The sequence below is a fragment of the Phytohabitans sp. LZ39 genome (assembly GCF_059359075.1).
This window is the reverse complement of record NZ_JCADBM010000005.1, coordinates 314,097-326,710: the sequence shown is the minus strand read 5'-3', so window position 1 is coordinate 326,710 and position 12,614 is coordinate 314,097. Positions and strand designations below refer to the sequence as shown.

Here is a 12,614-nt window from a genome sequence, read left to right as displayed (position 1 = left end):
CCTCCAGCACTTCGACGGAACGGAACCCATGACGACCCACAGCACTCAGCCGTTCCAGCCGGCGCCTACGCCAGCAGGCGGCACCGACCGCATCGACCGCATCCGACTCAGCCTTGTCCGGCTGCCCCTCAAGACGGCGATCAGCGACGCCAAGGTGCTCACCGGCAGGCAGAAGCCACTGACCGAGGTCGCCGTGCTGGTCGCCGAGATCGGCACGTCGGACGGACACCAGGGCCTGGGGTTCAGCTACTCCAAACGCGCTGGCGGCCCGGGCCTGTATGCCCACGCCCGCGAGGTCGCGCCGGAGCTCATCGGCGAAGACCCCAACGACATCGCTCGACTGTGGACGAAGCTGGTATGGGCCGGCGCATCCGTCGGACGCAGCGGCCTGGCCACCCAGGCGATCGCCGCGACCGACATCGCGTTGTGGGACCTCAAGGCCAAACGCGCCGGCCTGCCACTGGCCAAGCTGCTCGGTGCCCACCGTGACGCCGTGCGCTGCTACAACACCTCCGGCGGTTTCCTGTCCACACCGTTGGACGAACTGCTCGACAACGCAGAACAGGCGCTGTCCCGCGGCATCGGCGGCATCAAGATCAAAGTCGGTCAGCCCGACGCGAAAGCCGATCTGCGACGGCTGGCGGCCGTACGGGAGCGGCTCGGCGACGATGTGACGCTGATGGTCGACGCCAACCAGCAGTGGGACCGCGCGACCGCCCGACGCATCGGCCGCACCCTGGAACAGTTCAATCTGGAGTGGATCGAGGAGCCGCTGGACGCGTACGACGCCCAGGGCCACGCCGCCCTCGCCGCCTCGCTGGACACACCCATCGCCACCGGGGAGATGCTCACCAGCGTCGCCGAGCATTGGACACTGATCCAGGCGGGCGCGGCGGACTTCGTCCAACCCGACGCGCCACGTGTCGGAGGCATCACCCCCTTCCTGCGCGTCGCGGCCCTCGCCGACCACGCGGGACTGCGCATGGCGCCCCACTTCGCGATGGAAATCCACCTGCACCTGGCCGCGGCTTACCCGCACCAGCCGTGGGTCGAACACTTCGAGTGGCTCGAACCCCTCTGGAACGAACGTCTCGAACTGCGCGACGGCCACATGCTCGTACCCCACCGCCCAGGACTCGGTCTGAGCCTCAGCGACTTCGCCGCGGTTCACCGTATCGACGGGGTGGAGATCACCTCCTGACGCAGAAAGGACCCCGATGAGCGTGCTGCTTGGCTACCTGCCCACCCCGGAGGGAAACGCGGCTTTCGCGTACGCGCTCGCGGAGGCGGCAAGACGGTCCACCGGCCTCGTCATCGTCAACTCAGCCCGCGCCGGCGCCCAGGTCGATGCGGCCCTCGCGAGCCAAGCCGACCTGGACCGGCTCCGTGCGGACAGCGCCGCGGCGGCCGTGGAGGTCGAAATCCGGCAACCGGTCGACGGGCATTCCGCCGCCGATGACCTCATCGACGCCTCCAGCGAACCCGGCGTCGAAGTAACTGTCATCGGGCTGCGGCGGCGGACCGCCGTCGGCAAGTTCGTCCTCGGCAGCAGCGCCCAACGCGTGCTCATGGAGGCACACACGCCCGTGCTCGCCGTCAAAGCGTGATCCTGCGACACCAGCCCAACCCATCCTGCACGCACGCGCGGGAGGCACTAACATCGTCGGGCAAAGGAATCAGCGCCGGCGCCGCGGTGAGGCGGACGGTTCATGCGGTTGTCCAAGATCAGTGACACGTCGGAAACCGCCGGTCCTTACCGTCCGGGCATGTTGATCACGACAAGGTCGGGCACCCCACCCGCGGACGGCCCCCCGGACGGTCCAGCAAACACGGCGGTCGTCGACGACTGCGGCCGCCCGTTGCCGGCCCACGGGCTCGGGCGCCGTACTCTGCTCGTCTCGGTCGGGGCGGCGGCCGCCGCTCCACTCGCCGCCGCACCGACCGCCGCCGCGGGTTCGCGCAAGCCGGACCTTGTTGGCGCCCGCAAGCCCGGCGAACGCCCCGGACGCGGCCACTACCTCATCAAGGGCGCCGCCCTGGTGTCCGTCGACCCTTTGATCGGCAACCGGGCCGTGGCCGACATCGAGGTCCGCGACGGCCGGATCATCCAGGTCGGCCGCCACCTGCGGGTCCGCGGCGCCCAGGTCATCGACGCGTCCCGAATGATCGCCATGCCGGGCTTCGTGGAAACGCACTACCACATGTGGAGCGCCTTAGGCCGCAACTTCGTCTCCACCGGGTTCGAGTACTTCGCCGCTAAATCGGCGACCGTCGCCGCGTACACACCGGACGACTTCTACCACAGCGTCCTGCTTGGACTCGTCGAATGCGCCAGCGCCGGCATCACCACGGTCAACAACTGGGCGCACAACGTACGCGGGCCCGAGTACGCCGACGCCGAGCTCCACGCCCACGCCGACGGTCTGGTCCGGGCCCGCTACTCGTACGGGCACCGCGACGGCCAACCGGCCACCCAGCCAATAGACTTCGCCGACATCGACCGGGTACGGGCCACCTGGTTCGGCCCAAAGTCACCCTTCGACGGACTGGTACACCTCGGCGTCAACCTGCGCGGCCCCGGCCAGCTGCAAAACTTCCTCGTCGAGATGACCGAGGTCAAGAAACGCCAGCTGCCCATCTCTGTGCATTCAGGTCAGGGACCGACCACGGCGGTACGCGCGGCGGACCTCGAGCGGATGGGCTTTCTCGGACCGGACTTCCTGCTGTGCCACGCCCTGCCGTTCGACGAGGCGGATCGGCAGGCGATGCTGCGGACCAAGGCGCCCGTGAGCTTCTCGGTCCACTCCGAACTGCGGCTGGGCACGGCCGGCGGCTTCCACGGTCAACTGCTGCGCATGCTGGCCGCCGGCATTACCGTCTCGCTTTCCTTCGACGCCAGCTCCCTCGCGCCGATCAACATGTTCGAGTCCATGAACGTGGCGTGGAACCTCGGCATCCCGTACCTCGGGACGGACACCGCCAACCTGCCGGCCGTCGTCTTCCATCAGGTCATCGAGATGGCCACCATCAACGGAGCACGCGCTCTCGGCCTCGATGCGACGACCGGCTCTATAACGCCCGGCAAGCGCGCGGACATCCTCCTGATCCGCGCCGACGACATCAACATCGCACCGATCGGCGACCTGGAATCCACCCTCGTCCGCTCCGCGACCCCGGCGAACATCGACACCGTCCTCATCGACGGCCGGATCGTCAAACGGAACCGGGAGATGGTCAGCCACGACGTCGACAAGGTGGTCCGCGACGCCGCACGAGCGGCACACGCGGTCCGCACCCGAGCCGGCGGCATCCTCACACCGACCAGCCCCACGCCGCCCGCCTTCTGATCCAAGCCGTCATCTACGCCAAGGCGTTGGCACAGCGGAGGATGTGAGGACGCAGCAAAGTGGACGGTTCGCGTAGGCTCGCCGATGTATGTACGAAGAAGCCGTGGGTTTCACCGGCCGTCAGCGAGATGAGCATGTCGTCGACGACCGCGTCGGGGGCCACCTTGTCGGCCAGCAGGGCGAGATCCCGGACGTACGAGGTGGCCCGTACGTCGACCCGGTAGCCGCGTGCCACAGGTGTGACCGTGGCCGTGAACGGCGCCGGGAGATACGCGAGGTCGCGGTCCTCGGCGAACAAATGGTGGGCACGGGCATCCCCAGCGGTCGCGACCAGCACCTCGCTTCGCACGTCGACGGGCTTGAGCAAGTCGTCGGCCAGATCCAGCAGGGCGGTTGACCTGGCCGGCACGCTGAGCGGCAGCTCAGCCGTGGCGAGCACGTCGCCGGCGAAGGTCTGTCGCGTCGCGAGGACCGTCCCCGTCCAGGGGCGGTCGTGGTCGTTGACCGCGACCAGGGTGGGCCTTCCGTCACGGGGCTGTACGGTCAGCAGGCGTGGCGCGAACGCATGCTTGATCGCGTAGTGGAGCGGCTTGGGTCGTCCGTCACTGTCCACAGCGGACCATGAGGTGACCGGCCAGCAGTCGTTGAGCTGCCAGACGAGGGCCCCCGCGGTCTGTGGCCACCACGAGCGAAAGTGTTCGATGCCGAAGGCCACCGCGCGGGCCTGGTTGAGCTGGGTCGCCCAGTGCCACTGCTCGAAGTCGTCCGGGACCGGCAGGTGGGGGGCGAGGCCGCGGTGCAGTTTGCCGTTGCCGTCATCGGCCTTCTGGTGGAGCAGGAACGCCGGTGAGGTGGGCGTCAGCGGCTGATCGTGGACCCATCGGGTAAGGGTGGCCCAGGTGGGTGGCCCCTGGAAGCCGAACTCGGCGCAGAACCGCGGGATGTGGTCGCGGTAGTGGGTGTAGTCCACCCGGTTCCAGACGTCCCATTCGTGGCGGGTGCCGTGGTAGGCGTCGTTGGGTGGCAGGTCGCCGGGGCTGTACGGGCTGCCGGGCGCGTACGGGCGGGTGGGGTCCAGCTCGGCGACGAGCTTGGGTAGCAGCTCGGTGTAGTAGCCGACGCCCCAGCTGCGCCCGTCCAGGCTGTCCTGCCAGCCCCAGTCGGTGTAGGCGACGAGGTTCTCGTTGTTGCCGTTCCACAACACGAGCGACGGGTGGGCAACGAGCCGCGTGATGTTCTCCCGGGCCTCGGCCTCGACCTCGCCGCGCAGCGGCTCCTCTTCGGCGTAGAACGCGCAGGCGAAGGGAAAGTCCTGCCAGACCAGCACGCCGCGTTCGTCGCAGGCGTCGTAGAAGTCGTCGGTTTCGTAGATGCCGCCGCCCCAGACCCGCAGCATGTTCATGTTCGCCTCGACGGCCTGGTCGATCCGGCGGGCCAGCCGCTCCGGGGTGATCCGGCTGAGGAAGTGGTCGTCGGGGATCCAGTTGGCGCCCTTGGCGAAGACGCGTTTGCCGTTGACGACGAAGGTGAACGGCGTACCGATCTCGTCCGGCTCGGTGTCCACGGTGACCGTGCGGAACCCGATCCGGCGCCGGTCGGTGTCCACCGGCTCGCCGTCGGCCAGGAGCGTGACGGTCAGCTCGTACAGCGGCTGGTCGCCGTAGCCGACCGGCCACCACAGCCGTGCGTCGGGCACGAGGACGGTGACGTGCGCGGCGTCGCCGGAGACCGTCACCCGTTCCGCGTGGTCGCCGACGGCCACGACCGCGGTGTAGTCGCGGTCGGAGGCGCGGTCCAGTTCCAGGTGTACGTCGACGCGGCCGGTGCCGCCGGCCTCGACGGTGACCAGGGGACGCACCTGGGCCAGGCGGGCGGTGTCCCAACGCTCCAGCCGTACGGGTTTCCACAGGCCGGCGGTCTGAAGGTCTGGTCCCCAGTCCCAGCCGAACGAGCAGGCCATCTTGCGGATGGCGTTGTACGGGTGGGGGTAGGCCCGCTGCCGCCAGCCGAGTCCCTGCTCCATCTGCTCGGCGTGGGTGAGCGCGGATCTCAGCGTAACGGTCAGGTCGTTGCCGCCGTCCCGCAGCGACTCCCGGACGTCGAACCGGTAGCCGCGGTGCATGTTGGCGGTGCGGCCGAGCACGTCGCCGTTCAGCTCGACGGTGGCGATCGTGTCGATGCCGTCGAAGACCAGCTCCACCCGCTCACCGGAGCGGGGCGCCTGCGCCGGGAACGCCGTCGTGTACTGCCAGTCGACGCGGTGCATCCAGGTCAGCGTCGCCTCGTTGCGGTCCAGGTAGGGGTCCGGGATGAGGCCGGCGGCCATCAGGTCGAGGTGGGTGCTGCCGGGCACTCGAGCAGGCACGTCCCGTCCCGCGAGCACGTCGGGCACCGGCCCTTCCACGGCGCGCAGGCGCCAACCATCGTGCAAGGTCTTGCGCATCATCCGCCCTCTCTTCGACGGTCGGCGGCAGTGGACGCGGGGTGACCCGAATCCTTACGCAGGCAAGTTAAGTAAGTCAACAGCCCTCGATCTCCGCCAGTTCTGCCGGAGCGCCAACGAACGCCGGACTCCTGCAAGTGCAGGTATTGACGACTTTCTTAGCCAACTTGATAATGGCCGCAGCGCGGGCTCCATGTCGTAGCACATCCCAGGAACACCGCACGTCGGGAGGACTTCGCGATGTTGTCGATGAAACGCGGCGCGAGCACGCGCGCCGCCGTGATACTGGCCGCCGCGGCGGCCGTTGCCGCAGGCTGCGGATCGTCGGGTACGTCAGCCCAGGGCGAGAGCCCGACGCTGGTCGCGTACACCGGCCAGTCCACCGACTATCAGATCAACTTCAACCCATTCGCGCCGACGGCCATCGGCGGGACGGGGACGATCTTCCAAACCCTGTTCTTCTACAACATCGTCCGCGACGACGAGCCAACACCGCGGCTGGGCACCCAGTTCGCCTGGAACGCCGACGGCACGCAGCTCTCGATCACGCTCCGGGACGGCGTCACCTGGTCCGACGGCGAGAGGTTCACCGCCGACGACGTGGTGTTCACGCTCGACATGATCAGCAAGCACAAGGGGATGAACAGCACCGGCTACGCCGGGCGGGCCACCGCGGTCGACGACACGCATGTGACCATCGCGTTCGACCAACCGTCGTTCGTGGACGGCCCATCGGTCCTGGGCAAGACGTACATGGTGCCGGAGCACAAGTGGAAGGACATCGCCGATCCGGCCGTCGCCGTGGTCGAGGATCCGGTCGGCACCGGTCCGTACCAGCTGGAGGAGTTCAAGCCGCAGGCGTACACGCTGAAGGCGAACCCGACCTACTGGGGCGGCGAGCCGGCGGTGAAGAAGATCCGCTACCTGGCGCTGTCCGGCAACCAGTCCGGAGCCACCGCACTCAAGGCCGGCCAGATCGACTGGCAGACCGGGCCGGTGCCGGACGTCAAGGACGTGGAGAAGCGCTATCCCGGCTACAAGGCCGTCATCACCCCGGTGAACCAGATCGTGCTGGTGACGTGCAGCAGCGCCGCCCTGGGCTGCCAGGGCCCGCAGACCGATCCGGCCGTGCGTCAGGCGATCTACCAGGCCATCGACCGCACCCAGCTCAACGCGCTGGCGTTCGAAGGCACCGGCCGCGACGTCTCACCCAGCTTCCTGCTGCCGGACCGGGACGGTGAGCTCATCTCCGGCAAGCTGCGGCAGCGGACCGCCCCGATGCAGCCGGATCCGGCCAGGGCGCAGCAGATCCTGGAGGGCGCCGGCTACGCCAAAGGCTCCGACGGCTTCTACGCCAAGGGCGGCAAGCCGCTGTCGCTGACGCTGAAGACGGTTTCCGGCTGGACCGACTACATCACCGCGGTGAACACCATCGGCCAGCAGCTCAAGCAGGCCGGCATCAAGCTCACCGCGCAGCAGCTGTCCTGGAACGAGTTCGTCGACGTCAAGGACCGCGGCCAGTACCAGCTGGTCATCGACTCGCTCTACCAGGGCCCGGCGCCGGACCCGTTCTACGTCTACAACTACTTCTTCAGCACCGCGCAGACCGCCAAGGTCGGCGCCAAGCCGGGCCCGAACGTCAGCCGCTTCTCCGACCCGCAGGTCGACCAGGCCCTCGAGGCGCTCAAGCGCATCAACCCCGCCGACGCCGCCGCGCGGCAGCCCCACCTGGAGACGATCCAGACCCGCATCGAGCAGGCGATGCCGTACATCCCGGTCCTCACCCAGGGCACGATCAACGTCTACCACGACGCCAAGTTCACCGGCTGGCCGACCGACGGCGACCTGTACGCCTTCCCGGCGGTCTGGGCGCATCCCGACAACGCGGAGGTCTACCTGCGGCTCAAGCCAGCCGGCAAGTAAGTCCGGGCCGATGCGGTACTACCTGCGCAAGCTCGCCTTCTACCTGGTCGCACTCTGGGCCGCGGTGACGTTGAACTTCTTCATCCCGCGGATGATGCCGGGCGACCCGGTGGACATCCTCATGGCAAAGCTCCAGCAGCGCGGCGGCGGCGTCGACCCGTCCGCCCGCCGGGCGTACGAGCTGCTGCTCGGCACCGACTCGGACGAGCCGCTGTTCCGGCAGTACCTGTCGTACCTGGGCAACCTGGTGCGCGGTGACTTCGGGATCTCGGTGAGCGACTTCCCGACGCCGGTCTCGACGGTCATCGCCACCTCGCTGCCGTGGACCGTCGCGCTGGTGGGGATCGCGACGGTCCTGGCGGTCCTGTTCGGGATCGTGCTGGGCGTTTTCGTGGGGTGGCGGCGCGGCACCTGGCTGGACTCGCTGGTGCCCGCCACCACCGTGCTCTCCGCGGTGCCCTACTTCTGGCTGGCGCTCATCCTGGTCGCCGTGCTCGGGTCCGCGCTGGGCTGGTTTCCCCTCCTCGGCGGGTACGACGTCGTCCTCACCCCGGGCTGGAACGCCGACTTCCTCGGCTCCGCCCTCTACCACGGCGTCCTGCCCGCACTGACGATCGTGATCTCCTCGGTCGGCGGCTGGCTGCTGGGCACCCGAAACATGATGGTCTCCACCATGGCCGAGGACTACGTGCTCACCGCCCGCGCGAAAGGCCTGCGCGAGGGGCGCATCATGATCTGGTACGCGGCGCGCAACGCGGTCCTGCCGTCGGTCGCCGGGTTCGCCATCTCTCTCGGCTTCGTCGTGGCGGGGTCGATCGTCACCGAGCAGGTCTTCGCCTACCCCGGCATCGGTTCGAAGCTGCTGCAAGCGGTGCAGAACAACGACTACGCGCTCATGCAGGCCATCTTCCTGGTCATCACGGTCGCGGTGCTGGCCGCCAACCTCGCCGTCGACCTGCTCTACGGCATCCTCGACCCCCGCACCCGGACCGGCGGTTGAGGATGACCAACCTCAGTCCCGACCTGCTGGAGCCGCGACCGAGCGCCGGCTGGCGCAACCTCGTGCCCCGCTGGTCTCCCAAGCTCGCCGTCGGATCCGCGCTCATCCTCGCGATCACCGTTTTCGGTCTCGTCGGGCCGCTGCTGGTCGGCGACCCGGACCGGATCGACAACATCGGCCTGACGCCACCGGGCGGCGGGCACCTGCTCGGCACCACCCAGACCGGTCAGGACGTGCTCGCCCAGATCGCCTATGCCACCCGGGGATCGCTCTACATCGGCTTCCTCGTCGGCGTCATGGCCACATTCCTGTCCGCGCTGTTCGGCATCGTGGGCGCCTACGTCGGGGGAGTGGTCGACGAGGCGTTCTCGCTGTTCTCCAACGTGATGCTGGTGATTCCCGGCCTGCCCCTGGTGATTGTGATCTCCGCGTTCGTGCCGCCGGAGCAGCGCGGTGCGTGGACCATCGCGCTGGTACTGGCGATCACCGGCTGGGCGGCCTCGGCCCGGGTGCTGCGCGCTCAGACCCTGTCCCTGCGCGGTCGGGACTATGTGCTGGCCGCCCGCGTCGCCGGGGAGCGACCCTGGCGGGTCATCGGCGTCGAGATCCTGCCGAACCTGTTGCCGCTGCTCGCGTCCCAGTTCGTCTTCGCGGTCATCGCCGCGATCCTCAGCGAGGCCGGCCTGTCGTTCCTGGGCCTGGGCGCCTCGTCATCCTCGACGCTCGGCACGATGCTCTACTACGCGCAGAACGGCTTCGCCCTGCAACGCGGCGCCTGGTGGTGGTTCGTGCCGCCCGGTCTCGTCATCGCCCTGTTCGGCTGCGGTCTGGCCCTGGTCAACTTCAGCATCGACGAGATCATCAATCCGAAGCTGCGGGACCTGCGCCGGCGCGTCGGCACCGTGGCCCGGCAGACCACCGTCCCTGTGCCGAGCCCCAGTGCCGACGAGGTGCTCACCTTGACCGGCCTATCCGTGACGTACCAGGGCGAACGCCCGGTGCACGCGGTGCGGGACGTCTCTCTGACGCTGCGCCGCGGCGAGATCTTCGGCCTGGCCGGCGAGTCGGGCTGCGGCAAGACCACCCTCGCGTACGCGGTCAACCGGTTGCACCGCCCGCCCGCTGAAGTCACCGCCGGATCCGTGACCTTCCACGACCGCGCGGACGGCGACCTCGACGTACTCGCCTTGACGCCGCGGCAGCTGCGCACCTTCCGGTGGTCGAAGCTGTCCATGGTCTTCCAGGGCGCCATGAACGCGCTCAACCCGGTCCTCACCATCCGGGCGCAGATGGAGGACGTGCTCACCACCCATCGGCCGGCGATGTCCCGCGCGGCGCGGCGGGCCCGCTGCGCCGAGCTACTCGCGCTGGTCGGCGTCGACCCGCGGCGGTTGCGCTCCTACCCGCACGAGCTGTCCGGCGGGATGCGGCAACGGGTGATGATCGCCATGGCGTTGCTACTCGACCCGCAGGTCGTGATCCTCGACGAGCCGACCACCGCGCTGGACGTGGTCGTGCAACGCGGCATCCTCCGGGAGATCATGCGGCTTCGCGGGGAGCTCGGCTTCGCCGTCCTGTTCATCACCCACGACCTGCCGCTGTTGCTGGAAGTCGCCGACCGGATCGCCATCATGCTCGACGGCGAGATCGTGGAGTACGCGCCCGCCGAGGACATTCGGGACCGGCCACGGCACGCGTACACCCGGCGGCTGCTCGACTCCTTCCCCAGCCTCACCGGCGAGCGCGGGGGCTTCGTGCGATCCGGGGGTGCGCCGTGACGACGCTGGAGGTGGCGGATCTGGTCAAGGACTTCCGCATTCGCGGCGGTCTGCGCCGCGCCCGGCTGCGGGCCGTGGACCACGTCTCGTTCACCCTCACCCCGGGCCGCACGGTAGCGCTGGTCGGCGAGTCAGGATCGGGCAAGTCCACGATCGCCCGGATCATCGCCCGCCTGGAACGGCCCACGAGCGGCCGGGTCATCCTGCGGGGGCCCGGCGGCGCAGCGGTGCCCAACCGCGGCTACCGGCACCACGTGCAGATGGTGTTCCAGGACCCGTTCGCCTCGCTGAACCCGTTCCACAGCATCGCCCACCACCTGGCCCGCCCTCTGCGGCTGCACGGCCACACTCACACACGAGCGCAGACCTGGTCGGCGGTGGTAGAGCTGCTGGAGCGGGTCAACCTCCCAGCCAGGGACATCGCGCACCGCCGGCCGCACGAGCTGTCCGGCGGCCAGCGCCAGCGGGTCGCGATCGCCCGCGCGTTGGCACCTGGCGCGACCGTCATGGTGGCGGACGAACCGGTGTCCATGTTGGACGTCTCGATCCGGCTGGGCGTGCTCAACCTCCTGGCCCGCCTGCAACGCGAGCAGGACCTCGCCGTCCTCTACATCACCCACGACCTGGCGACCGCGCGGCACTTCGCCGACGACATCCTGGTCCTCTACCGCGGGCGGGTGGTCGAGCGGGGCCCGGCCGACGAGGTCATCCTCAACCCGCGACACCCCTACACCAAGCTGCTGGCCGCGGCGTCGCCCGATCCGGCCGCGCGAGGCCGGTCCTTCGACGTCGACCCGGCCGAGGTGGTCACGGCCGGCAGCGCACCGCCGTACGAGCACAGGTAGAGGTCAGGATGCGGGCACCGGGCGTGCGTCCTCTGGCCGCGGATTGCCGAGGGTCAGCTCACTTTGCAAGACGAGGACCGCCCCGCCGATCGCCGCCGCGTCAGACCCGTTGACCGACGGCACGACCCGCACCCGGTGCGCCCGCCGCGCGAACATGCGGCGGTCCACCTCCTGCTGGATCACCGACTGGTAGATCGAGCCCGCGACCGCGAAGCTCGGCCCGGCCAGCACGATCGTGTCCACGTCGAACAGGCTCGTCATGGTGACGGCGGCAGCGCCCAGATAGCGGGCCGACTGCTCGACCAGGCCCCGGGCCTCGGCATCGCCGGTGTTCGCGGCGGCCGCGATCCGCGCGAACTCGGTGAGGAAGTCTGCCCCGGCCGGGTCGAGCGCCAGCCGCTGGGCCAGCCCCGGCGTCGCTACGGCCTGCCGGACCAGAGCCGACGGGCCGGCGTAGTTTTCCAGGCAGCCGACGTTGCCGCACGGGCACTCCTCGCCGTGGACGTCGATCGAAATGTGGCCGATCTCCACGCTGTTGGAGGAGCTGCCCCGATAGACCTCGCCGGCCACCACGACGCCACCGCCGATCCCGGTGGCCATGTAGATGCAGCCATAGGTGCTGCGCGGGTCCACCGCTCCCATCCAGTACTCGCCGATGGCCGCCGCCGCGGCGTCGTTGTCGAGCACGACGGGCAATCCGACGCTCTCCGCGAGCCGCCGCGCGACCGGGTAGTCGAGCCAGTCTTCGGTGGGCTGCGGGGTCAACAGCACACCCGCGCGCCGGTCCTGCGGGCCGTAGCTGACCAGGCCGATCCCGAGTACCTTGTCGCGGTCGACGGCCGCCGTGGCCAGCAGTGCCTCCACCTGCGAGGCCACCAGCGACAGCGCCTGCTCCGGCGGCGACAGCGCCGCGCCCTGGAACGAGGTCCGGGCGACCTGCCGGCCGGCCAGGTCGACGACGACGATGACGCACGTGTTGCGCTCGAGCTGGACACCGACGCTGTAGCGGGCCAGCGGGTTGAGCTGGACCATCGTGCGTGGCTTGCCACCTGTCGGCGCACCCCGGCCGACCTCGACGACCAGGCCGTCGCCCATGAGCTCGCGCACGACCTCGGAGATCGTCGCGCCGGTGAGCCCGGTCGCCGTCGCGAGCTCCACCCGGCTGATCGTGCGCGCCGCCCTGATCAGATCCAGGACCAGGCCACGGGTCTTCGGCCGGCTGGCCCAGATCGGGCTGCTCGCCACGTCCCCTCCCCTACGCGTCGGCTTTGCCAGGCT

General features: G+C 69.5%; 9 protein-coding genes. 7 read left to right on the top strand and 2 right to left on the bottom strand.

Features of this window, described 5'->3' with window-relative positions:
• Positions 1 to 28 precede the first annotated feature (28 nt).
• From AC5L36_RS12980 to AC5L36_RS12970, 3 genes are all read left to right on the top strand, one after another.
• The gene (locus AC5L36_RS12980) at positions 29 to 1,201 is read left to right on the top strand and encodes an L-talarate/galactarate dehydratase (protein WP_441215714.1); all 1,173 of its coding nucleotides are present in this window, start codon (positions 29 to 31) and stop codon (positions 1,199 to 1,201) included.
• A 16-nt stretch (positions 1,202 to 1,217) separates the two neighbouring features.
• A complete protein-coding gene (locus tag AC5L36_RS12975; protein ID WP_441215713.1) occupies positions 1,218 to 1,607 on the top strand; it encodes a universal stress protein in 390 nt (129 codons plus the stop codon).
• Between the two features lie 159 nt (positions 1,608 to 1,766).
• A complete protein-coding gene (locus AC5L36_RS12970; protein ID WP_441215712.1) occupies positions 1,767 to 3,347 on the top strand; it encodes an amidohydrolase family protein in 1,581 nt (526 codons plus the stop codon).
• Between the two features lie 13 nt (positions 3,348 to 3,360).
• Here the strand turns inward: AC5L36_RS12970 and AC5L36_RS12965 are convergent, their stop codons facing one another.
• The gene (locus AC5L36_RS12965) at positions 3,361 to 5,793 is read right to left on the bottom strand and encodes a glycoside hydrolase family 2 protein (RefSeq protein ID WP_441215711.1); all 2,433 of its coding nucleotides are present in this window, start codon (positions 5,791 to 5,793) and stop codon (positions 3,361 to 3,363) included.
• 237 nt (positions 5,794 to 6,030) lie between these two features.
• Between AC5L36_RS12965 and AC5L36_RS12960 the strand changes: the two genes are divergently transcribed.
• From AC5L36_RS12960 to AC5L36_RS12945, 4 genes are read left to right on the top strand one after another with little or no spacing between them, the layout of a single operon-like run.
• On the top strand, positions 6,031 to 7,713 hold the full coding sequence (locus AC5L36_RS12960; protein WP_441215710.1) for an ABC transporter substrate-binding protein: 1,683 nt from the start codon (positions 6,031 to 6,033) through the stop codon (positions 7,711 to 7,713).
• A 10-nt stretch (positions 7,714 to 7,723) separates the two neighbouring features.
• Positions 7,724 to 8,713, top strand: coding sequence for an ABC transporter permease (locus AC5L36_RS12955; protein ID WP_441215709.1), 990 nt, complete (start codon positions 7,724 to 7,726; stop codon positions 8,711 to 8,713).
• Positions 8,714 to 8,715: 2 nt separating this feature from the next.
• On the top strand, positions 8,716 to 10,491 hold the full coding sequence (locus tag AC5L36_RS12950; protein ID WP_441215708.1) for a dipeptide/oligopeptide/nickel ABC transporter permease/ATP-binding protein: 1,776 nt from the start codon (positions 8,716 to 8,718) through the stop codon (positions 10,489 to 10,491).
• The gene (locus AC5L36_RS12945) at positions 10,488 to 11,336 is read left to right on the top strand and encodes an ABC transporter ATP-binding protein (RefSeq protein WP_441215707.1); all 849 of its coding nucleotides are present in this window, start codon (positions 10,488 to 10,490) and stop codon (positions 11,334 to 11,336) included. Before AC5L36_RS12950 ends, AC5L36_RS12945 begins: the two co-directional genes overlap by 4 nt.
• A gap of 3 nt (positions 11,337 to 11,339) precedes the next feature.
• Here the strand turns inward: AC5L36_RS12945 and AC5L36_RS12940 are convergent, their stop codons facing one another.
• A complete protein-coding gene (locus tag AC5L36_RS12940) occupies positions 11,340 to 12,581 on the bottom strand; it encodes an ROK family transcriptional regulator (protein WP_441215706.1) in 1,242 nt (413 codons plus the stop codon).
• Positions 12,582 to 12,614: the final 33 nt, after the last annotated feature.

What these genes read in the sequence shown, in the direction of transcription:
- AC5L36_RS12960 (WP_441215710.1), top strand. Translation starts at nt 6,031, where the DNA reads ATGTTGTCGATGAAACGCGGCGCGAGCACGCGCGCCGCCGTGATACTG.
- AC5L36_RS12965 (WP_441215711.1), bottom strand. Translation starts at nt 5,793, where the DNA reads ATGATGCGCAAGACCTTGCACGATGGTTGGCGCCTGCGCGCCGTGGAA.
- AC5L36_RS12970 (WP_441215712.1), top strand. Translation starts at nt 1,767, where the DNA reads ATGTTGATCACGACAAGGTCGGGCACCCCACCCGCGGACGGCCCCCCG.
- AC5L36_RS12955 (WP_441215709.1), top strand. Translation starts at nt 7,724, where the DNA reads ATGCGGTACTACCTGCGCAAGCTCGCCTTCTACCTGGTCGCACTCTGG.
- AC5L36_RS12975 (WP_441215713.1), top strand. Translation starts at nt 1,218, where the DNA reads ATGAGCGTGCTGCTTGGCTACCTGCCCACCCCGGAGGGAAACGCGGCT.
- AC5L36_RS12950 (WP_441215708.1), top strand. Translation starts at nt 8,716, where the DNA reads ATGACCAACCTCAGTCCCGACCTGCTGGAGCCGCGACCGAGCGCCGGC.
- AC5L36_RS12980 (WP_441215714.1), top strand. Translation starts at nt 29, where the DNA reads ATGACGACCCACAGCACTCAGCCGTTCCAGCCGGCGCCTACGCCAGCA.